Source organism: Amycolatopsis dongchuanensis, assembly GCF_039542405.1.
Classification (GTDB): Bacteria; Actinomycetota; Actinomycetes; order Mycobacteriales; family Pseudonocardiaceae; genus Amycolatopsis_E; species Amycolatopsis_E sacchari.
This window is the reverse complement of record NZ_BAABIB010000070.1, coordinates 31,882-51,405: the sequence shown is the minus strand read 5'-3', so window position 1 is coordinate 51,405 and position 19,524 is coordinate 31,882. Positions and strand designations below refer to the sequence as shown.

21 protein-coding genes are annotated in these 19,524 nt (G+C 71.0%); 7 read left to right on the top strand and 14 right to left on the bottom strand.

The genetic code is table 11. The features are described from left to right. The first annotated feature begins 32 nt into the window (after nt 1–32). Entirely contained in the window at nt 33–446 is a 414-nt protein-coding gene (locus ABFX51_RS16055) for a VOC family protein (protein WP_091507954.1), read from the top strand. Here the strand turns inward: ABFX51_RS16055 and ABFX51_RS16050 are convergent. After that, on the bottom strand, nt 443–1,372 hold the full coding sequence (locus ABFX51_RS16050; protein WP_091507951.1) for a LysR family transcriptional regulator: 930 nt from the start codon (nt 1,370–1,372) through the stop codon (nt 443–445). The two genes, ABFX51_RS16055 and ABFX51_RS16050, sit on opposite strands and share 4 nt — an antisense overlap. A 97-nt stretch (nt 1,373–1,469) precedes the next feature. On the opposite strand from ABFX51_RS16050, the gene ABFX51_RS16045 reads away from it, so the two are divergent. Continuing rightward, nucleotides 1,470–2,732 carry an MFS transporter gene (locus ABFX51_RS16045; protein ID WP_218153473.1) on the top strand — a complete coding sequence of 421 codons (1,263 nt, stop codon included), beginning with the start codon at nt 1,470–1,472 and terminating at the stop codon, nt 2,730–2,732. On the opposite strand, the gene ABFX51_RS16040 is transcribed toward ABFX51_RS16045, so the two are convergent. The 4 genes from ABFX51_RS16040 to ABFX51_RS16025 form a co-directional block, all read right to left on the bottom strand. Then, nucleotides 2,654–3,346, bottom strand: coding sequence for a DedA family protein (locus tag ABFX51_RS16040; protein ID WP_091507946.1), 693 nt, complete (start codon nt 3,344–3,346; stop codon nt 2,654–2,656). The two genes, ABFX51_RS16045 and ABFX51_RS16040, sit on opposite strands and share 79 nt — an antisense overlap. A gap of 115 nt (nt 3,347–3,461) precedes the next feature. Continuing rightward, the gene (locus tag ABFX51_RS16035; protein WP_091507943.1) at nt 3,462–4,286 is read right to left on the bottom strand and encodes a YceI family protein; all 825 of its coding nucleotides are present in this window, start codon (nt 4,284–4,286) and stop codon (nt 3,462–3,464) included. Next, the gene (locus tag ABFX51_RS16030; RefSeq protein ID WP_091507941.1) at nt 4,283–6,895 is read right to left on the bottom strand and encodes an MFS transporter; all 2,613 of its coding nucleotides are present in this window, start codon (nt 6,893–6,895) and stop codon (nt 4,283–4,285) included. Before ABFX51_RS16030 ends, ABFX51_RS16035 begins: the two co-directional genes overlap by 4 nt. After that, nucleotides 6,892–7,416 carry a MarR family winged helix-turn-helix transcriptional regulator gene (locus ABFX51_RS16025; protein WP_091507939.1) on the bottom strand — a complete coding sequence of 175 codons (525 nt, stop codon included), beginning with the start codon at nt 7,414–7,416 and terminating at the stop codon, nt 6,892–6,894. The genes ABFX51_RS16030 and ABFX51_RS16025 overlap by 4 nt, the downstream gene beginning before the upstream one ends. A gap of 222 nt (nt 7,417–7,638) precedes the next feature. On the opposite strand from ABFX51_RS16025, the gene ABFX51_RS16020 reads away from it, so the two are divergent. Together ABFX51_RS16020 and ABFX51_RS16015 are read left to right on the top strand one after the other, a co-directional pair. Continuing rightward, on the top strand, nt 7,639–8,064 hold the full coding sequence (locus ABFX51_RS16020) for a PPOX class F420-dependent oxidoreductase (protein WP_346054128.1): 426 nt from the start codon (nt 7,639–7,641) through the stop codon (nt 8,062–8,064). A gap of 52 nt (nt 8,065–8,116) precedes the next feature. Further along, complete coding sequence (locus tag ABFX51_RS16015; protein WP_177228719.1) at nt 8,117–9,508, top strand: FAD-binding oxidoreductase; 1,392 nt, start codon at nt 8,117–8,119, stop codon at nt 9,506–9,508. 238 nt (nt 9,509–9,746) lie between these two features. Here the strand turns inward: ABFX51_RS16015 and ABFX51_RS16010 are convergent, their stop codons facing one another. From ABFX51_RS16010 to ABFX51_RS15985, 6 genes are read right to left on the bottom strand one after another with little or no spacing between them, the layout of a single operon-like run. Beyond that, nucleotides 9,747–10,460 carry a DedA family protein gene (locus ABFX51_RS16010; RefSeq protein WP_091507931.1) on the bottom strand — a complete coding sequence of 238 codons (714 nt, stop codon included), beginning with the start codon at nt 10,458–10,460 and terminating at the stop codon, nt 9,747–9,749. A 42-nt stretch (nt 10,461–10,502) separates the two neighbouring features. Further along, on the bottom strand, nt 10,503–10,799 hold the full coding sequence (locus ABFX51_RS16005) for a hypothetical protein (protein WP_091507930.1): 297 nt from the start codon (nt 10,797–10,799) through the stop codon (nt 10,503–10,505). A 5-nt stretch (nt 10,800–10,804) separates the two neighbouring features. Beyond that, nucleotides 10,805–11,839: an FAD-dependent monooxygenase gene (locus tag ABFX51_RS16000; protein ID WP_245783078.1), complete on the bottom strand. Its 1,035-nt coding sequence runs from the start codon at nt 11,837–11,839 to the stop codon at nt 10,805–10,807. After that, nucleotides 11,832–12,272 (bottom strand): GbsR/MarR family transcriptional regulator, encoded by a 441-nt coding sequence (locus ABFX51_RS15995; RefSeq protein ID WP_091507927.1) that lies wholly within the window; start codon nt 12,270–12,272, stop codon nt 11,832–11,834. Before ABFX51_RS15995 ends, ABFX51_RS16000 begins: the two co-directional genes overlap by 8 nt. Before the next feature lie 32 nt (nt 12,273–12,304). After that, on the bottom strand, nt 12,305–13,429 hold the full coding sequence (nagA, locus tag ABFX51_RS15990; protein ID WP_091508393.1) for an N-acetylglucosamine-6-phosphate deacetylase: 1,125 nt from the start codon (nt 13,427–13,429) through the stop codon (nt 12,305–12,307). A gap of 53 nt (nt 13,430–13,482) precedes the next feature. Beyond that, a complete protein-coding gene (locus ABFX51_RS15985) occupies nt 13,483–14,055 on the bottom strand; it encodes a SigE family RNA polymerase sigma factor (protein ID WP_091508391.1) in 573 nt (190 codons plus the stop codon). Between the two features lie 136 nt (nt 14,056–14,191). Between ABFX51_RS15985 and ABFX51_RS15980 the strand changes: the two genes are divergently transcribed. Further along, nucleotides 14,192–14,467, top strand: coding sequence for a YciI family protein (locus tag ABFX51_RS15980; RefSeq protein ID WP_091507924.1), 276 nt, complete (start codon nt 14,192–14,194; stop codon nt 14,465–14,467). 4 nt (nt 14,468–14,471) lie between these two features. On the opposite strand, the gene ABFX51_RS15975 is transcribed toward ABFX51_RS15980, so the two are convergent. Both ABFX51_RS15975 and ABFX51_RS15970 read right to left on the bottom strand, forming a co-directional pair. Beyond that, the gene (locus ABFX51_RS15975) at nt 14,472–15,350 is read right to left on the bottom strand and encodes an SDR family oxidoreductase (RefSeq protein ID WP_091508390.1); all 879 of its coding nucleotides are present in this window, start codon (nt 15,348–15,350) and stop codon (nt 14,472–14,474) included. A 51-nt stretch (nt 15,351–15,401) separates the two neighbouring features. Then, on the bottom strand, nt 15,402–16,331 hold the full coding sequence (locus ABFX51_RS15970) for an aldo/keto reductase (RefSeq protein WP_091507921.1): 930 nt from the start codon (nt 16,329–16,331) through the stop codon (nt 15,402–15,404). Between the two features lie 53 nt (nt 16,332–16,384). On the opposite strand from ABFX51_RS15970, the gene ABFX51_RS15965 reads away from it, so the two are divergent. Together ABFX51_RS15965 and fbaA are read left to right on the top strand one after the other, a co-directional pair. Beyond that, a complete protein-coding gene (locus ABFX51_RS15965; protein WP_091507919.1) occupies nt 16,385–17,212 on the top strand; it encodes an LLM class F420-dependent oxidoreductase in 828 nt (275 codons plus the stop codon). 64 nt (nt 17,213–17,276) lie between these two features. Continuing rightward, complete coding sequence (gene fbaA / locus ABFX51_RS15960; protein ID WP_091507916.1) at nt 17,277–18,305, top strand: class II fructose-bisphosphate aldolase; 1,029 nt, start codon at nt 17,277–17,279, stop codon at nt 18,303–18,305. Here the strand turns inward: fbaA and ABFX51_RS15955 are convergent. Next, complete coding sequence (locus ABFX51_RS15955) at nt 18,280–19,386, bottom strand: hypothetical protein (protein ID WP_346054127.1); 1,107 nt, start codon at nt 19,384–19,386, stop codon at nt 18,280–18,282. The genes fbaA and ABFX51_RS15955 overlap by 26 nt on opposite strands. Between the last annotated feature and the right edge of the window lie 138 nt (nt 19,387–19,524).

Below are 19,524 nucleotides of genomic sequence, written 5' to 3'. Positions count from 1 at the left end.
GCCCGTGGGGAAGAGAAAGGACGGCTGCCGATATGTCCACGCTGACCGGCGTGCACCACCTGGCACTCACGGTGACGGACGTGGATCGCAGTGTCCCGTGGTACGAGCGGGTGCTGGATCTGAAGGAGGTGGCCCGCCGCGAGGACGCCGAAACCGGCATCAGGAAGGTCGTGCTGCGCGGTGGCCCCGGTGAGTTCTCCGTGGTGCTGGTGCAGCACCCCGACACCGAACGCGGTGACTTCGACGAGCGGCGCACGGGCCTGGACCACGTGGCCTTCACCGTGGACTCCTACGGGGAGCTGAAGGAGTGGGAAAGCCGGCTGGCGGAGTACGGCGTGACGTACACCCCGGCGAAGGCGTCGCGCACGCTGCCCGGGTCCGCGGTCGTCGTGTTCCGCGATCCGGACGGCATCCAGCTGGAGGTCTGGGCGGATCCCGAGTCCTAGCGGCCACGCCAGGACGGCCGCCAGGCCGGTGCGGGAACCGTTGCCAGGCCGCGGAAGTGGTCGATGATCGCGCGTAGCCCGGGGTGCGGATCGGCCCTGCGGCACAGGAGCGAGAGCGGGTACGCGATCGTCGGCCGCTCGACCGGGATGCGGCGCAGGCCGTAGGTCGCAGGCCAGACGAGGCGGTCGCGCGCGCCGACGAGGGTGGCCACCTCCGGGGAATCGGCGAGGGTTTCGAGCAGCACTTCGACGCCGAAGTTCGGACCGGTGCCGTCGATGGGGAGGTCGAGGTCGGCGGCCAGTTCCTCGTAGAACTCCGCCCACTCGCTGCGCGGCGCGATGCCCGGCACCCAGATCCGGTGCCCGCGCAGCTGCGCCGGGGTGAGGGTGCGCGCGGAGGCGAGCGGGTGCGCCGGGCCGACGAGCAGCTCCAGCGGGAAGTCCAGCACGTGCACCATCCGCACGTCGCGGGGCAGCGTGGCCGGATCGGTGACGCTGCGGAACGAGGCGTCGATGTCGCCTGCCCGCACGGCGGCGACCGCCACGTGCGGGTCGTCGGCCCGCAGGGTGACGACGTCGAGTTCGGTTTCGGGATGTGCCCGCCAGTAGTCGTGGAGGATGACGGCCTGCGCGCTGCGGAAGCCGAGCACGTCGATCCGCAGCGCCCGCGACTCCCGTCTGACCGCGGCGATGCCACGCTCCACGCCCGCGACGACGGTCCGCGCGTGGGGGAGGAACGCCTGGCCGTCGAAGGTCAGCTCGACACCCCGCGCGGTGCGGGTGAACAGGCGGACCGCCAGCTCCCGTTCCAGGGCCGCGATGCGCTTCGAGACCGCCTGCTGCGTCACGCCCAGCTCGTCGGCCGCGTGCTGCAGCTGCCCCAGCTCGGCCGCCCTGACGAACGACCGCAGCGCCTCGGTGTCCACGCCGCGAGCTTAGAAGCCCCAACTGGAGGTTGTGGCTCGCCGGTGGGCCGGTTGTTTGATCCAGGTTCCTGCTCACTGCTGGACTGTGCACGTGAAACTGGGGACCGGCTTCGGCCTGCTGTGGTCGGCCTACGCCGTGAGCACCTACGGCACCTGGATCGCCTTCGGCGCGTTCCCGCTCCTCGCGGTCCGCGTCCTGGACGCGCCCGCGTTCGCCGTCTCGCTCCTGGAAGCCGCGGGGCTCGCCGTCGCGGCGCTCGCCGCGGTCCCGCTCGGGCCGTGGGTGGAGCACCGCGCCAAACGCCCCGTGATGATCACGATGGACCTGCTCCGTTTCCTCGCGATGGCGAGCGTGCCGCTCGCGTACCTGCTGGGCCTGCTGTCCTACGGCCAGTTGCTGCTCGTCTCGGTCGTCACGGGGACCGCGAACATCGCCTTCACCGCGGCGTCCGGCGCGTACCTCAAGCACCTCGTCCACCGCGATCACCTGCTCGTCGCGAACGCCCGGTTCGAGGGCACGAGCTGGGTGGCGACCGCGGCGGGACCGCCGCTGGGCGGCGCGCTGGTCGGGCTGTTCGGCCCGGTCGTCACTGTCGCCGCGGACGCGGTGAGCTACCTGCTGTCCGCGCTCGGCATCCTCCGCATCCGCGCCGGCGACGTCGCGGCACCCAGGGCACGGGACGGCAGGCTGCGCGCGGCGGAACTCCTGGACGGCTGGCGGTTCATCCTCCGCGACGCCGTGCTGCGGCGCCTGTTCTTCAACTCCGTGGCCGTCGGCGGGTTGATCATGGCGACCCTCCCGCTGCTGGCCGTCCTGCTGCTGGGCGAGTACCACTTCCCGGCCTGGCAGTACGGGCTCGCCTTCGGGCTGCCCGCCGTCGGCGGGTTCGCGGGCGCCCGCCTGTCATCCCGCCTTGTGACCCGCTACGGCAGGCACCGGGTCATGGTCGTCTCGGGGTGGCTGCGCTCGCTCTCCCCGCTTGGGCTCGCCTTCACGCGGCCGGGCCTCGCAGGCCTGCTCACGGTCATCGCCGTCGAAGGGCTGCTGATCACGTGCATGGGGGTGTTCAACCCCCTCTACGCCACGGAACGCCTCCAGCGCACGCCCGCGGAACGCGCCGCACGGGTGCTCACCGCGTGGAGTGTCAGCGGCAAACTCGCCCAGGCGGCGCTCATGGTCGTCTGGGGCGTCCTCGCGACGCTCACCAGCGCGCTCGCGGCGATCGCCGTCTCCGGCGTCCTGCTGCTCGCCACACCGCTCCTGCTGCCCAGGCGCGAGCCTCAGGCGGCTTCGCGGAGTTCGGAACCGGGTTCGCCGCGGCCGGGGTCGTCGACGGGGCGGCGCATCTCCTGGCGGTAGCGGATCACGCCGAACGCCGTGCCGCCGACGAAGAACGCCACCGAAAGCCACACGACGACCGTCTTGACCCACGGCAGCGCGTCGAGCAGGCCGGCGCCGTAGTAGCCCAGCAACACCAGCGTCGGCACCCACAGCAGGCCGCCGAGCGTCGTCGCGGCCATGAACCGGCGGGGATCCATCCTGGCGGCACCCGCGATGAGCGGCGCCAGCGTGCGCACCCACGGGATCCAGCGGGCGGCGACGATCGCGAAGAAGCCCTTGCGGTCCAGGAAGGCACGCGCCCGTTCCAGGTTGCCGCGGTTGAGCACGCGCCCCCCGCGCCGGGCGATGAACCGGGTGCCGGTGTGCCTGCCGATGTAGTAGCCGACCTGGTTGCCCACCACCGCGACGACCAGTGCCGCGAGGGACAGCAGCCAGGCGTTGGCGTCGGCGCCGTGGGAGGCCAGCACGACACCCGCCGCGAACAGCAGCGAGTCGCCCGGGAGGAACAGGCCGATGATCAGCGCGCATTCGACGAACACGAAACTGAGCACGATCACCCACACCAGCACCGGGCCGGCGGTGTCCAGCCAGCTCACACCCAAGCCTTCGGAGGCGGCGTAGACGGAACTCACCCGGCGAAGCCTACGTGGCGAACGCAAGCGGCAGTCAGCCGAAGGGTGGAATTGCGGTATCCGTTATCAAAGACGAGGCGCCCCGGACGGCTCGTCCGGGGCGCCCCACCAGGTACTACATCTGCGGCAGCGACTCGCCCTGCACCGCTTCGACGTCGATTTCGACCTTCACCGTGGTGCCGATCGCGGCCACCCCGGCGCGGACCATCGCGTTGTAGTTGATCGCGAAGTCGTTCCGGTGCAGCTGGGTCTCGGCGTGGAACGCGGCGCGGACGCCGCCCCACGGGTCCGGGCCCCAGCCGCCGTACGTCAGGTCCAGCTCGACCTCGCGGCGCTGGCCGTGCAGCGTCAGGTACCCGGCCAGCTTCCAGCTGTCCGTGCCCCGCTGCCGCAGGCCGGTGCTCTCGAACGCGATCGTCGGGTACGACTCGACGTCCAGGAAGTCCGGCGACCGCAGGTGGTCGTCCCGCATTTTGATGCCGCTGTCCAGGCTCGCCGCCTTGATCTCGGCGTGCACCGAGGACTGCTCGACCGGCCTGCTCACCACGATCCGGCCGCTGACCTCGGAGAAGCGCGCCCGGATGCTCGCGATGCCCAGGTGCCGGGCCGTGGCGACGACGGTGGAGTGCACCGGGTCGATCGTCCACGGGCCCGCCGGGGGCAGCTCGACCGAACCGGCCATCGGCGCCAGGGGGATCTCCCCGAGCGAGCCGGTGCCGTCCGAGCCGATCTGCGCCGTGCGCGCCACCGGGTTGTACCCCGCGGCGGTGAGCACCGCGGTGTACAGGCCCGGCGGGAGCGGCGGGGTGTCCACCACTCCCTTCGCGTCGGACTCGGCCCTCGCGACCTGCTGGCCGGTCATGTCGGTGACGGTCAGCACCGCACCCGACACGGCCCACCCCTCGGCCGTCTGGATCTGCGCGTGCAATCCGCTACTCATGCCTGCTCGCCGCCGAACTCGTCGATCACCTGCTCGTACCCGAGGCGCACGTCGTGCGTGGCCTCGCCGCCCAGCAGGTTCACCTGGCTGGTCGCCGGGGGGTACCCGCTCGCGACCACGGTGTAATCACCCTCCGGGAGGTCGCTCACCACGTAGCGGCCCTCCGAGTCGGTGCGGGCGACCGCCGCGACGTTGCCCTCCGCGTCCAGCACGGTGATGCGGGCGTCGGGGACGACGCGGTCGCCGTCCGTGCGGGCGGTACCGGCGAGCACGACCGCCGAGGCCAGCTCGACGTCCTGCCGCAGCACGCCGCTTTCGGGCACGGTCAGCATCAACGCGACCGGGCGCATCCGCTCGGCGCTCGCGACCAGCGTGTACGTCCCGGCACCGACGCCGTGGAAGGTGTACGCACCCTCCGCGGTGGTGATGGAGGCACCGGTGACCTCACCCCGCGAGTCGGTCAGCGTGACCGTCACACCGGCGAGCGGGGTCTCCCGCCCGGCGACCCGGACGATGCCGCTCACCTCACCCGAGCCGATCAGCGTCAGGTCCAGCCGCGCCGGGCCCTGGCCGACGACGACGCTGGAGGCCTGCGGCTGGTGCCCGCCCGCCGACACGATCAGCACGTACGTGCCCGCGCCGGGCGCGTTGATCGTGTAGCCGCCGTCGGCACCCGCCGTGGCCCGCGCGACCTGGCGGCCGCGCTGGTCGATCAGCGTGAGCGCCGCACCGAGCACGGACGAACCGTCCTGGCGGCGGATGTGCCCGCTGATGGGCTGGCCGTCGGTGTCGACGGGGCTGCTCATCCCGGTCGTCGCCGTGGCGAACGGCGCCGTCTGGGCCGCCAGCTCGTAGTTGCCGTGCCCGTTGGTCTCGCTCGGGGCGGCGTGCCTGCCGCCGACGAGCGCCGGTTCACGGTCCTCCGCCTCGAGCGCCGCGTCGGCGTCGGCCCAGGTCGCGTTGTCGGCCTCGGCCGCGGCCTGCGCCGCCTCCGGCGGCACCGCGCCACCCTCGGCCGGCGCCGCGGCCGGGCTCGGGCCGCCGCTCAGCGGGATCTCCCGCATGAACAGCAGCACGAGGCACGCCAGCAGCGCGAACCCGGCGGCCACGTAGAACACGCCGTGCATCGAGTTGGTGAACCCGGTCAGGATCGGGTTCTTGATGGCCTCGGGCAGGTTCGCCAGCGCGCTCGTGTTCGACTGCAGCGCGTTGAGCTGGTTCCCGTTGAACTGCGGCGGCAGGGTGCCGCCGAAGGCGTCCGCGATCCGGCCCGGCAGCAGGTTGAACAGGATCGTCAGGAACACCGCGACACCCAGGGTGCCGCCCATCTGGCGGAAGAACGTCGCCGACGCGGTGGACACACCCATGTCGCTGCGCGGGCCGGCGTTCTGCGCCGCGATGACCAGCGTCTGCATGCAGCCACCGAGGCCGAGCCCGATGATCAGCGCGTACACCAGCGGCTGCCAGAGCGCGCTGTCGAAGTGGACCTGCGCGTAGAGCACCGCGCCGATCGCGATGATCAGCGTGCCGACGACCGGCAGGAACTTGTACCGCCCCGTCTTCGCGGTGATCCGGCCCGACAGCTGCGAGCCGATCATGATGCCGAGCACGAGCGGCAGCATCAGCAGACCCGCCTCGGTGGGCGAGTAACCACGCACCACCTGGAAGTACTGCGGGACCATGGTGATGCCACCGAACATCGCGACACCGACGATCGTGCCGCCCGCGATGACCACGCTGAACGTCGAGTTCCGGAACAGGCGCAGCGGGATGAGCGCCGCGTCCTTCATGACGTACTCGACGAAGATGAACAGCACCACGCCGAACGCCGCCACCGCGTAGCAGATGACCGCGCGGGTGGAGCCCCAGCCCCACGTGCGGCCCTGTTCGGCGACCAGCAGCAGCGGCACCACGGCGACCGCGAGCGCGATCGCGCCGAACCAGTCGATCCGCTGCGGCTGCTTCTGGTGCGGGATGTTGAGCACCCGCGCGACCACGAACAGCGCGAGGACGCCGATCGGCACGTTGATCAGGAAGACCCAGCGCCAGCCGTGCAGCCCGCCGAGCGTCTCGAAGCCGGAGAAGAACCCGCCGAGCACCGGGCCGAGCACGGTGGCCGAGCCGAAGACCATCATGAAGTAGCCCTGGTAGCGCACGCGTTCACGCGGCGGCACGATGTCGCCGATGATCGTGAACGCCAGCGACATCAGGCCACCGGCACCGAGACCCTGGAACGCGCGGAAGGCGGCCAGCTCGTACATCGAGGTGGCGAACGTGCAGGCCGCCGAACCGACCACGAACAACGCGATCGCGGTGAGGTAGAACGGCTTGCGGCCGTAGATGTCGGACAGCTTGCCGTACAGCGGCGTCGCGATGGTCGCGGTGATCAGGTACGCCGTGGTCGCCCACGCCTGCTCGCTGAACCCGTTGAGGTCATTGGCGATCTTCACGATCGCCACGCTCACGATGTTCTGGTCGAGCGCGGCCAGGAACATGCCCAGCAGCAGACCGCTCAGCACGGTCATGATCTGCCGGTGGCTCAGCCTCGCCTCGCCGGCGGGCACCGCACCCCCCGTGGGTGCCGCCGGTTGTCGGGTGGAACTCGTCATGCGTCAGCCCCCTTGCTCTGAGCCGACCCCTGGTCGGCCACCTGCGGAATGCTTGTCTCGATACCGGAGTTGAGCCGGTCCAGCAGCCGGTTGAGCGTCTGCCGGTCCTCCTCCGGCCAGTCGGCCAGCACGTCGGCCAGCCACCGGTTGCGCTGCCTGCGGTTCTCCTCGAAGACCCGCAGCCCCTCTGCCGTCGGTGCCAGCAGGCACGCGCGGCCGTCCTCCGGGTCGGACTGGCGCTCGACCAGTCCGTGCTGGACCAGCGAGCTGCTCTGCCTGCTGATCGTGGAGATCTCGGCGTGCAGCGCCTCGGCCAGCTTGCTGGTGCGCTGCGGACCGTCGTGGATGAGGTGGAACAGGATGGCGTACGCCGCCCGCTCGATCCCGTCGGGCCCCTGCTTGGCCACCTGGGACTTGGCCTTGTTGATCAGCCGCACGAAGCGGACGAGCTGCACCCCGAGTTCGTCGGCGACGTCGAGCTCGGCCGCGGTGCGGGCCGCTTCCGTCGTGGCAGGTGCCATGTCATCACTCTCTTCGCACGCTTAATTGGCCGCTGCAACTAGTTGCCCTAAGCAAGGATGCACCTGAAGTGGTTGGTTGCGCCACTCAAATAACTGTCCTGTGTCGTAGAACACTTTAGTTGCCTTAGGCAAGTGAATTACTCTGGGGTGATCTGTCCGTTTCGCACCGTTCACCCCTCGCGCCTGGTGCCGACGGTAGACCGGGGGTACGACAATCTCGGTATGACGCCTGATCCCGCCCTGCTCGACCTGCTCGCGAACCGCCCGTTCGGGGTACTCGCCACCATCCGCCGCGACGGCCGGCCCCAGCTGTCCAATGTGACCCATTTCTTCGACGCCGAAACGCGGCGGATCCTGGTGTCGATCACCGACGGCCGCGCCAAGACGAAGAACCTGCGCCGGGACCCGCGCGCCACCTACCACGTCAGCAGCACCGACGGCTGGTCGTACGCGGTGGTCGAAGGCGCCGCCGAACTGACCCCGGTCGCCGCCGACCCGCACGACGCGACCGTCGAGGAGCTGGTCGAGCTGTACCGGAGGGTGGCGGGCGAGCACCCCGACTGGACGGAGTACCGCGAGGCGATGGTCGCCGACCGGCGGCTCGTGCTGCGCATCCCCGTCGAGCGGGTCATCGGCTTCGTCCGCTGAAGTTCGGAAATTTTCTTCCGCACTGCGGACTCCGTCGTCCTACGATGAGTCCATGGGCAACGACGCACTGCTGACGGAACTCCGTGAAGCGCTCGGGAAGGACGCCGTCCTCACCGACACCGACGTGGTCGACAGTTACTCGCGCGACATGATGCCGCTGGCACCGTCCGGGCGGCCGCTGGCGGTGGTGTTGCCCTCCGACGTCGAAGGGGTGCAGGCGACGGTGCGCGCCTGCGCGGAGGCGGGGGTGCCGATCGTGCCCCGCGGCGCCGGCAGCGGGCTGTCCGGCGCCGCGAACGCCATCGACGGCTGCGTCGTGCTGGTGATGACCAAGTTCGACAAGATCCTCGAGGTCGACCCCGGCAACCGGCTCGCCGTCGTCCAGCCTGGGGTCGTCAACCTCGACTTCCGCAACGCCGTGGAGAAGCACGGGCTGTTCTACCCGCCCGACCCGTCGAGCTACGACTGGTGCACGATCGGCGGCAACCTCTCCACCAACGCCGGCGGGCTGTGCTGCGTGAAGTACGGCGTGACCACCGATTCGGTGCTGGGGCTGGAGGTCGTGCTGGCCGACGGCTCGCTGCTGAAGACCGGGCGCCGGACGGTCAAGGGGGTCGCGGGCTACGACCTGACGAAGCTGTTCATCGGCAGCGAAGGCACGCTCGGCGTGATCACGCAGGCCACCGTCGCGCTGCGCCCGCTGCCCCAGGCGCCGGGCACGCTCGTCGCCGGTTTCGACCACACCGACAAGGCGGGCGAAGCGGTCGCGCGGGTGGTGCGCGAGGGGCTCGTGCCGTCGCTGATGGAGATCATGGACGCCAGCTCCATCAAGGCCGCCGAGCACTACCTCAACACCGATCTCGGCGCCGGTTCCGACTGCCAGGCGCTGCTGCTGTGCCAGTCCGACTCGGGTGGCGAGGTGGCGCAGCGGGAGCTGAGCGCGATCGAGCAGATCTGCAACGACTGCGGCGCCACGATGGCGTACGCGACCGACGACCTGGCCGAGGGCCGCATGCTGATGCAGGCCCGGCGCGTCGTGCTCACCGCGCTGGAGGAGTACGGGGTGTGGCTCACCGACGACGTGTCCGTGCCGCGGACGCGGATCGCCGAGCTGATCCAGGGGTGCGAGCGGATCAGCCGGGAGGTCGGGCTGCGCATCGCCGTCGTCGGCCACGCGGGCGACGGCAACATGCACCCGACGATCGTCTACGCGCCCGATTCGGAGGACGAGTTCGCGCGGGCCCGCAAGGCGTTCGACGACATCCTCGAGGTGGGGCTGTCGCTGGGCGGCACGGTCACCGGGGAGCACGGCGTCGGCAAGATCAAGCGCGAGTGGCTGGAACGCGAGATCGGCCCGGTGGGAATCCGCGTGCACCGGCAGATCAAGCGGGCGCTGGACCCGGACAACCTGTTCAACCCGGGCTCGATGTTCTCGATGGAGTAGGGGCGGGGCTCCGTGGTCGCCCGCAGCGTAGAGCCGGTTCCCCGTCCCAAGGGCCCGCTCAGGACGGACCAGGAAGCGGAGAACTGCTCCGGCGGATGCGGGACGACGAACGGTACTGATGGTGTGCCTCGGCTTGGCGGCGTTGGTGGCCCTCGGGTTGCCAACCCGCAGCCCGGGCGCCTGACGCGAAAAGGCCGCCGCACCGAGCTGGTGCGGCGGCCTTCGCGTGCGTGGTCGGTCAGCGCTCGACGCGCGGGATCCGCTGCGTGACCTCGGCGTCCGACTCCGCCGGCGCCTTCGCGGCCGCGTGCTTGCGCTCGCGGCGGTTGCGGGCGTACTCGACGACCAGCGGCACCACCGACACGAGCACGATCAGGATGAAGATCGCCTCGATGTTGTTCTTGATGAACGAGATGTTGCCCAGCACGTGCCCCAGCGCGGTGATCCCGCCCGCCCACAGGATGCCGCCGATGATCGTGTAGGTGAAGTACTTCTTCGCGTCCATCCGGCCGACGCCCGCGATCCACGTGATGAACGTGCGCACGAACGGCACGAACCGCGCCAGCACGACCGCCTTCGGGCCGTGCTTCTCCAGGAACGCGTGCGTCTTGTCGACGTACTCCTGTTTGAAGAAGCGGGAGTCGGGCCGCTTGAACAACGCGGGCCCCGCCTTGTAGCCGATGAAGTACCCGACCACGTTCCCCAGCAGCGCGGCGACGCTCACCAGCAGGCACACCAGCCACAGCGGCGCGTGGATCGAGCCCTGCGCGACGAACAGGCCGGCGGTGAACAGCAGCGAGTCACCCGGCAGCACCGGGAAGATGCTGCTCTCGATGAAGATGACCAGGCACAGCCCGACGATCACGTACGCGCCGAACTGGGTCAGCAGGTACTCCGGGTTGAACCACTTCGGCATCAGGGCGAGCGTGGTCGTGGTCTCGGCGAGGATCACACCAAAACGGTACAGGGTGACCCTGTGTTGCCTGTGTGGGCTTCAGAGCAGCGTGATGAGGCCGATCACCGCGCCGGTCGCCAGCCCCAGCAGCACCGACAGCAACAGGATCCAGTGCGTCGGCAACGACCCCGGCTGCGGCTTGGGCCGGACGGCGGGGTGCCGCACCGTGGGCGGCTCCAGCGCGGCCTGTTCACGCGCCAGCGCGCCGTCGCCGGTGCCGGACAGCAGGCCGTACTGCGGCGGCAGCTCGGGGGCGCGCGCGGCGGGTGGCGCGCTCCTCGCCTGCGCACGCAACGCCTCGGCCAGCAGGCGCTCCGGATCGGGACGGTCGCTCACCCCCTTCAGCTTAGTCGGGGTGGCCACCAGTCCCAGACCCCTGCGGTGCTTCGGCGCACCGCCGCGTCCGGGACCCACCGGGTGCCGGCGACGACGAGGCGGTGCACGAGCGGGCTCGGCGAGACCGACACGCGCCCCTTGCGGCGGGCCGTGCGGGCGATCTTCCTGGTGCGCGGCAGGCGTTCCCGGTCGTAGCGGGCGAGCGCGTCCGGCACCGGCGCGCTCCGCAGGGCCGCCGCGAGGGTGACCGCGTCCTCGATCGCCTGGCACGCGCCCTGCCCGAGGTCGGGGGTGACGGCGTGGGCGGCGTCGCCGAGCAGGACGACGTTGCCGTGCGTGTAGGCCGGCAGCGGGCCGAGGTCGAGGATGTCGTTGCGCAGGACCGCGTCCGTCGCGGCGAGCAGTTCGGGGATCGGCGAATGCCACCCCCGCACCGTTTCCGGACCGCCCGAGCTCGACCCGAGCGCCCAGCACGCCCGGCCGCCGGGCAACGGGTGGATCATGAAGTACCGGCCGCGGCCGAAGGTGAAGCTGCCTTCGACGTCGATCCCCGCCACGACACCTCGCCAGGCGGTGTACCGCTTGCGCGGCCGCGGCGCGTCCGGCCACAGCAGGTCACGGAAGGTGCTGTGCACCCCGTCCGCCGCCACGACGAGATCCGCCTCCGGCACCGCCGTCACCCGCCGGCCCGTCCGGATGCGGTCCGCGGGCAGTTCGTCGAGCAGGACCCGGTGCAGCTCGGCGCGGTGGAAGGCGGCGAGCGGGACGTCACGCCCCTCGCGGAACCGCCGCAGGTACCGGCCCGACGGCAGCCGCTGGTTGCCGGTGACCTGCGAGGACGCCGCGTGGCGGCGGACCCGGTCCCCGATGCCGAGCACGTCGAGCGCGCGCATCGCGTTCTCCGCGAGCGACAGCCCCGCCCCGACCTCCCGCAGCTCGGCCGCCTGCTCCAGCACGGTCACCGACCAGCCGATCCGCCGCAGCGCGATGGCCGCCGTGAGGCCGCCGATCCCGCCGCCGACCACCACCGCGTCAGGCATCGCCGGGCCCCTTCGCCTGCTCGAAGACCTCGGCCATCCAGGCGAACGCCCGGTCCGCGTCCCGCAGGCGCGCCGGGTCAGCGCGCCCGGCGAGGTCCAGCCCCGCCTTCGTGAGCTGCCGGAACGACGCCAGCGAGGCGATCCGCGCCCGGATCACGCGCTCCCACGCGTCGTCCTCCATCCGGAAGTACGTGGTCCGCTCGCCCCGGCGGGTGCGCTTGCTGACCAGGCCGGCGCCCACCAGCAGGCGCATGTTGCTGGTGAGCGAGGCGCGGCTGGCGGCGATCGCCCCGGCGATCTGCGCCGCGGACTGCTCGGGCGGGTCGCAGATCATGAGCCAGCCCAGTATCCGGCCCGCGATCGGCGGCTGGCCGTACTGCTCGGTGAGGAACGCGGAGACCCGCTCGACCCAGTCGAGCAGTTGCTCATCCATACCAGCAGATGCTAGTCACAACTAGCATCTGGTCAAGACAGCCATTCCCCTTGCCGGAGGACACGGCTCAGCCGCAGGTCGTCGTCGAGGATGACGAGGTCGGCGGCCAGCCCGGCTTCCAGCGAGCCCGTGCGGTCGTCGATGCCGAGCAGTTCGGCCGGGCGGCCGGAGGTGGCGCGCACGGCGTCGGGGATGCTCAGGCCCGCGCCGCGCACCAGGTTGCGGAAGGCGACGTCCATGGTCAGCGTGCTGCCGGCCAGCGAGCCGGTGTCGGCGAGCGTGGCGACGCCGTCGCGCACGTCCACCTCCAGCCGCCCGAGGTGGTAGCGGCCGTCGGCGGCGTCGGTGGCGGACATGGCGTCGGTGATCAGCACCGTCCGGCCGCGGCCCGCGTGCTTCGCGGCCAGCCGCAGCACCGTCGGGTGGACGTGCACGAGGTCGCAGATCAGCTCGACCGTGATGCGCTCGTCGTCCAGCAGCGCGCCGATCGGGCCGGGTTCGCGGTGGTGCAGCGGGCGCATCCCGTTGAACAGGTGCGTGCCGACCGTCGCACCCGCGTCGATCGCCGGGCGGATCTGCTCCTCCGTGCCGTCGGTGTGCCCGATCGCCGCGATGACCCCGGCCTCCGTCAGCTGCCGGACCGCGCGGACCCCGCCCGCCAGCTCGGGCGCGATCGTCACCATCCGGACGTGCCCGTGCCCCGCCCGCAGCAAGGCGTCGACCGACGCCGTGTCCGGCTCCAGCAGCACGCCGGGGTCGTGGGCCCCGCACCGGGCCTCGGCGATGAACGGGCCTTCGAGGTGGACCCCGGCCAGCTCACCGTCCTCGACCAGCTCACGCAGCGCGGACAGCTGGTCCACCAGCGTGCGGATCGGCTCGGACACCAGGCTGGCCAGCATCGTCGTGGTGCCGTGACGGCGGTGCGCGGCGATCGCGCGCGCGATCTCCTTGGGGTCCCCGCTGGAGAAGGAGCCGCCGCCACCGCCGTGGCAGTGCGTGTCGACGAACCCGGGCACGACCAGCGCCCCGCCCAGCTCCACGTGCTCACCCGGCGGCGGGGTGCCGGTGCCGATGCCGGAGATCCGCCCGTCGGCCACGGCCAGCCAGCCGTCGTCCACGAGCCCTTCGGGTAGCGCCAGTCTGCCGCCGGTCAGCACGAAGTCCGTCACGCGCTCCAGCATATATTGGTCTAAACCATATCTCGCAACGCTCAGCCGCTCATCGCCTTCTGAAGCGATTCAAGCGCCCTGCTCGCGGTCGATTTCACCGTGCCCTTCGAGATCCCGGCGGCCTCGGAGATCTCCGCCTCCGACAACCCGCCGTAGTACCGCAACACCAGCACCTCGCGCTGCCGCGGCGGCAGCTTCGACAACGCGCTCACCACCGCCTGGTGCTCACTGGACAGCATGGCGAGGCTCTCCGCCGAGCGCGCGTTGACCGCGTGCGGCGGTACGTACTCGCGGGCGGTCTTGCGCCGCCGCAACACGCTGCGCGAGCCGTTCACGACGGCCGTGCGCAGGTAGCCCACGGCGGCCGCGGCGTCCCGCAGCTTCCCCCAGTTCCGGTACAGCCCGGTGAACGCCTCCTGCACGACGTCCTCGGCCGTCGCGGGCTCGTCGACCAGCAGGATCGCGAGCCGGACCAGCCGCATGCGGTGCGTGCGGTAGAGGTCCTCGAGCGTCAGTGGTGCAGAGGGCTGTGCGGGGACCTGCTCGAACCCGTCGATCGTGCGCAAGTGCCCGAGCGTGCGCTCGACGCTGCGCTCCGCGCTGCCTTCCGGCATGTAGTCCTGCCCGTCCTCGGCCTTGGTCAACACAACTGCTTCCACGCGCGCACAGGGTATCCGGTTGCACCGGGGCGGCCATAGCTTGCGAACGGGTACCTTGCGGGCAGTAAACGGAGTACGGGGAGGTAACGCAGTGGCCTGGTTCCTGGTCGAGACGCGGTACGTGCAGGAGAAGTTCCGCGACGTGCGCCCGCGGCACCGCGAGTACCTGGGGCAACTGGCCGATCAGGGCGTGGTGGCGGTGGCCGGCCCGTTCGCCGACGAGTCCGGCGGCGTGTTCCTGGTGCGGGCCGACGACGAGGAGGCGGTGACGAAACTCCTCGACGCCGACCCGTACTCGCTGGAGGGCGCGCTGGAGGAGCGCAGGGTGCGCGAGTTCAAGCCCGTGCTGGGCGCCTGGGTGCCCTGACCGGTCAGCGGATGGCCGCGCGGCCGCCGTGGCCGGTGACCGCGGCCGCCTTCGACCCGCGTGCCGCGATGTCCTCGATCGCGGCCCGGTCCGCGGCGGGGATGCGCGTGCGAGAGCCCAGCTCGATGATCGGCGGCAGGAACGCGCGCAGCAGCTTCATCGCCAGCACCCACTTGGGCACGTGGATGGTCCTGGCCCGCTTGAGCACGCCGGCCTCCAGGTGGTCCAGCGCGACGTCGAGCGGGTAGGTCTTGCCGAGGAAGCCCGGCATCCCGCCCCGCAGCTTGCCGAACACCGGGTGCGCGTCGGCGCTTTCCACCAGGTCCGTGCGGATCCAGGTGGGGTGCGCGACGCCGACCTTCACGCCGAGGTGCGCGACCTCGGCGCGCAGGCTGTTGCAGAACGCCTCGACCCCGGCCTTGGCGGCGGCGTAGTTGGCCATGCCGGGCGCGTGGGTGATCGCCGCGAGCGACGAGATCGCCAGCAGGTAGCCCTTGCGCTCGATGACGTGCGGCAGCGTCACGCGGAACGTGCGCCACACGCCGAGCAGGTCGACTTCGAGGACCTTCTCGAACGCCTCGCGGTCGATGGAGCGGACGAAGCCGGTGGTGGCGATGCCCGCGTTGGCGATGACGATGTCGATGCCGCCGAAGTGCTCGACCACCCCGGCGGTCGCCTTCTCGAGCGCGTCCCAGTCCGTGACGTCGGCTTCCCAGGAGCGGGCCGCGTCACCGATGCGCTCGGCGACCTTGCGCTGTTCCTCGGCTTCGAGCCCGACGAGTGCGACCTTGGCGCCACGGGCGGCGAGCCGTTCGGCCAGCCCGGCCCCGATGCCGCGCGCAGCTCCGGTGATGAGCACGACCTTGCCTGTTACGTTGGCCATGACCAGCACCGTACCGCACCCTACCGCGAGTAAGCTACTCCTGAGTAAGGATCAGGAGGATGCCTCGTCCAGCGCGGCGATGTCGGCCTCGGTGAGCCGCAGCTCGACCGATGCCAGCAGGTCGGCCAGCTGCTCGACGTTCCGGGCGCTCGCGATCGGGGCGGCGACCGTCGGCCGGGAGGCCAGCCACGCGAGCGCGACCGCGGCGGGCGTCGTGCCGTACGCGGCGGAGATGTCGTCGAGCGCCTCCAGCACCCGCTCGCCCCGGTGGTCGAGGTAGGCGACGGCGGCTTCGGTGCGCGGGCTGCCCGTGTCGGTCTCCCGCGAGCGGTACTTGCCCGTCAGGAACCCCCTCGCCAGGCCGAAGTACGGCATCGTGGACAGCCCCTGCTCGCGCACCAGCGGCAGCAGGTCCTGCTCGAAGCCCCGCTCCACCAGGTTGTAGTGCGGTTGCACCGCCACGTACCTGGCGAAGCCCTCGCGGTCCGAAATGGACAGTGCCTCGGCGAGCCGCTCGGCGCTGTAGTTCGACGCCCCGAGGTAGCGGACCTTGCCCGCGCGCACGAGCTCGTCGAACGCGCCCAGCGTCTCCTCCAGCGGCACGTCCGCGACGTCCCGGTGCGCGTAGTAGAGGTCGATGTGGTCGGTGCGCAGGCGCCGCAGCGAGTCCTCGGCCGCCTCGCGGATGTTCTTCGCGGAGACGCCGGGGCGCTTCGGCCAGCTGCCCACCTTCGTGGCGATCACCACGTCGTCGCGGCGGCCGCGTTTCGCGAGCCAGTTCCCGATGATGGTTTCGGATTCCCCGCCCGAATTGCCGGGAGCGCGGTGGAAGTACGAGTCCGCGGTGTCGATGAAGTTGCCGCCCGCCGCCACGTAGGCGTCGAGGACCTCGAAGGACCGCTGCTCGTCCGCCGTCCAGCCGAACACGTTCCCGCCGAGGTTGAGCCCGTACACGTCCAGGTCGCTGTTCCCGATTTTCATGAATTCCACGCTAACCCGGAATGCCCCCGCGGGTCGGCGGGGTTGTGCGGGGCATGGTGAACGCACTCGGCAAACTCGGCATCTGGGCACATCCCTCACTGGTGAGCGACGAGCTCGCCCAGGAGGTGGAGAAACTCGGCTACGGCGCGATCTGGCTCGGGGGCTCGCCGGACGCCGACCTCTCCGACGTCGACCGGCTCCTGGGGGTCACCGACCGCGTCGTCGTCGCGACCGGCATCGTCAACATGTGGAAGGACGACGCGGCGCCGGTCGCCGAGTCCTACCACCGGATCGTGGGCAGGCACCCCGGCCGGTTCCTGCTGGGGGTCGGCATCGGCCACCCCGAAGCGACGAAGGTCTACCAGAAGCCCTACGACAAGATCGTCGAGTACCTCGACCAGCTCGACGAGGCCGGCGTGCCGGTCGAGGACAGGGCGCTCGCCGCGCTCGGCCCGAAGGTGCTGAAGCTGTCCGCCGAGCGCTCCGCCGGCGCGCACCCGTACCTGACCACGCCCGAGCACACCCGGCAGGCGCGCGAGATCCTCGGTGAGGGCAAGCTGCTCGTCCCCGAGCACAAGGTCGTCCTCGACACCGACCCCGAGCGCGCCCGCTCGATCGGGCGGCCCCGGGTGGAGAACCCGTACCTGCACCTGACCAACTACGTCAGCAACCTCAAGCGCCTCGGCTGGACCGACGAGGACCTCGCCAACGGCGGCAGCGACCGCCTCGTCGACGCGCTGGTCCTGCACGGGACGGCCGAGCAGATCGCCGACGGCGTGCGCGCGCACTGGGACGCGGGTGCCGACCAGGTCTGCATCCAGGTCCTCAACGAGGACCCGCTGCCCGTGTACCGCGCTGTGGCGGAGGCCCTGCTGTCGTAGCTGGGACTCGGCGGACCTCGTACGATTCGGGCAAGAAGGCGACCACCCGCTAGGAGGACCAACGATGCCCATCGCCACCCCCGAGGTCTATGCCGAGATGCTCGACCGGGCCAAGGGAGGCGAGTTCGCTTACCCGGCCATCAACGTGACCTCGTCGGAGACCCTCAACGCGGCGCTGAAGGGGTTCGCCGACGCGGAGAGCGACGGCATCATCCAGGTGTCCACCGGCGGCGCGGAGTTCGCGTCCGGTCTCCACGTCAAGGACATGGTGACCGGCGCGACCGCGCTGGCCGAGTACGCACACGTGGTCGCGAAGAAGTACCCGGTGAACGTGGCGCTGCACACCGACCACTGCCCGAAGGACAAGCTCGACTCCTACGTCAACCCGCTGATCGCGATCTCGCAGGAGCGGGTGGACCGGGGCGAGAACCCGCTGTTCCAGTCGCACATGTGGGACGGCTCGGCGATCGACCTCGACGAGAACCTCAAGATCGCGGCCGAGCTGCTCGAGCGCGCGGCCGCGGCGAAGATCATCCTCGAGGTCGAGATCGGCGTCGTCGGCGGTGAGGAGGACGGCGTCTCGAACGAGATCAACGAGAAGCTGTACACCGCCGAGGGCGACTTCCTGAAGACGGTGGACGCGCTCGGCTCGGGCGACAAGGGCCGCTACCTGCTCGCCGCCACCTTCGGCAACGTGCACGGCGCGTACAAGCCGGGTGCCGTCAAGCTGCGCCCGGACGTGCTCAAGCGCGGCCAGGCCGCCGCGGCGGAGAAGCTGGGCCTGCCCGAGGGCTCGAAGCCGTTCGAGCTGGTGTTCCACGGCGGGTCCGGCTCGCTGCTGGAGGAGATCCACGAGGCGGTGTCGTACGGCGTGGTGAAGATGAACGTCGACACCGACACGCAGTACGCGTTCTCCCGCCCGGTCGCGGACCACTTCTTCAAGAACTACGACGGGGTGCTCAAGATCGACGGCGAGGTCGGCAACAAGAAGACCTACGACCCGCGCAGCTACCTCAAGAAGGCCGAGACCGGGATGGCCGCGCGCGTCGTCGAGGCCGCCGAGCACCTCAAGTCGGCTGGGAAGAAGCTCTGATCCGGCTCCTCGTCGCCGTCACCCACCACGCGGCGGTGACGGCGACGAGGACCACCGGCAGCGTCCACCAGGCGAACGGCGGGGCGATGCCGAGGAGGCTCTGCACCTCCAGCACGCCGTAGCCGAGCAGGGCCACGAGCACGCCCGTGAGCACCCCGCGCCGGGCGGCGAGGTCCACCGCGAGGCCGACGAACAGCAGGTAGAACGGGATCGTCGAGGCGGGGAACGTGCCCGCGACCAGTAGCGGCCAGATCAGCATCCGGTAGGCCACGTAGGCGCCCGCCACCGCGGTGGCGGCCCACGCGTGGCCGATCGTGCGGCGCGCCAGCAGCAGCACCACCGCTGACATCCCGATGCCCCACAGGGGGTACACCCAGTCCGCGATGGGCATCGTGAAGTGCAGGACGGCCGCGCGGTCGACCGGGTGCCCGATCTGCTGCGCCGCGAAGTTCAGCAGCGAGGGCTCCGCCTCGGGCTCGCCGCGCTCCCAGGCCCGCAGGCCGACGATGCCGTACTCCTGTTGCCCGTTCGGGAAGAAAGCGTTTTCCAGGAAGAACGCCCACAGCCCGGTCAGCACGAGCGTGCGCACCCGGCCCGGCTCGGCGAACTTCAGCCACCCGTCGATCACCCCGGCGAGCATCACCCCGGTGCCGATGTAGAGCAGCAGGTGCGTGGGGCTCCACGCGGTCAGGTCGAGCCCGTTGACGCGGTGGTTGATCACGTCGAGCGGCGCCGCGATCAGGAACAGGCCCAGCCCCCACTGCATGAGCCGCAGCGAGCGGCGGTCGCAGCCGAGGCCGGTGTAGGTGTGGATCGCGACGAGCGCGATCACGATCCCGGTGCCCACGGTGTTGATCAGGTGCGGCGGCGCGAAGTCGTCGCGGATGAACTTGAAGTGCCACGACACGTCCCACGACGAGCCGAGCAGCTTGAACGCGAACGCCACCAGCCACGTCGTGTACGCGAAGCGCAGGACCCACGCCGGGGTCGGCTGCCCCGGTGCGCCCCGCTCCCAGTGGGTGCGGAAGAACAGCCTGGTCTTCGCCACCGGGCCGCGGGGGACGGTGATCGCGTTCGTCATGGGCACATCATGACTTGTCGTTTCGGCGACATGGACGGGTATGTCCGGAAATCAGGGTTCACCCTGAGGCGGCACCGGGCTTGCCCCGGGCGGCCCGGACCGGGCAGGGTGTCGGCCCGTGATGCCGAAACGCTTGGT

Coding starts and splice junctions, on each gene's coding strand:
- ABFX51_RS15965 (WP_091507919.1), top strand. CDS start 16,385: ATGGTGAACGCACTCGGCAAACTCGGCATCTGGGCACATCCCTCACTG.
- ABFX51_RS15970 (WP_091507921.1), bottom strand. CDS start 16,331: ATGAAAATCGGGAACAGCGACCTGGACGTGTACGGGCTCAACCTCGGC.
- ABFX51_RS16015 (WP_177228719.1), top strand. CDS start 8,117: ATGGGCAACGACGCACTGCTGACGGAACTCCGTGAAGCGCTCGGGAAG.
- ABFX51_RS16055 (WP_091507954.1), top strand. CDS start 33: ATGTCCACGCTGACCGGCGTGCACCACCTGGCACTCACGGTGACGGAC.
- ABFX51_RS15985 (WP_091508391.1), bottom strand. CDS start 14,055: ATGCCGGAAGGCAGCGCGGAGCGCAGCGTCGAGCGCACGCTCGGGCAC.
- ABFX51_RS16000 (WP_245783078.1), bottom strand. CDS start 11,839: ATGCCTGACGCGGTGGTGGTCGGCGGCGGGATCGGCGGCCTCACGGCG.
- ABFX51_RS16030 (WP_091507941.1), bottom strand. CDS start 6,895: ATGACGAGTTCCACCCGACAACCGGCGGCACCCACGGGGGGTGCGGTG.
- ABFX51_RS15975 (WP_091508390.1), bottom strand. CDS start 15,350: ATGGCCAACGTAACAGGCAAGGTCGTGCTCATCACCGGAGCTGCGCGC.
- ABFX51_RS15995 (WP_091507927.1), bottom strand. CDS start 12,272: ATGGATGAGCAACTGCTCGACTGGGTCGAGCGGGTCTCCGCGTTCCTC.
- ABFX51_RS16025 (WP_091507939.1), bottom strand. CDS start 7,416: ATGGCACCTGCCACGACGGAAGCGGCCCGCACCGCGGCCGAGCTCGAC.
- ABFX51_RS16020 (WP_346054128.1), top strand. CDS start 7,639: ATGACGCCTGATCCCGCCCTGCTCGACCTGCTCGCGAACCGCCCGTTC.
- ABFX51_RS15955 (WP_346054127.1), bottom strand. CDS start 19,386: ATGACGAACGCGATCACCGTCCCCCGCGGCCCGGTGGCGAAGACCAGG.
- fbaA (WP_091507916.1), top strand. CDS start 17,277: ATGCCCATCGCCACCCCCGAGGTCTATGCCGAGATGCTCGACCGGGCC.
- ABFX51_RS16035 (WP_091507943.1), bottom strand. CDS start 4,286: ATGAGTAGCGGATTGCACGCGCAGATCCAGACGGCCGAGGGGTGGGCC.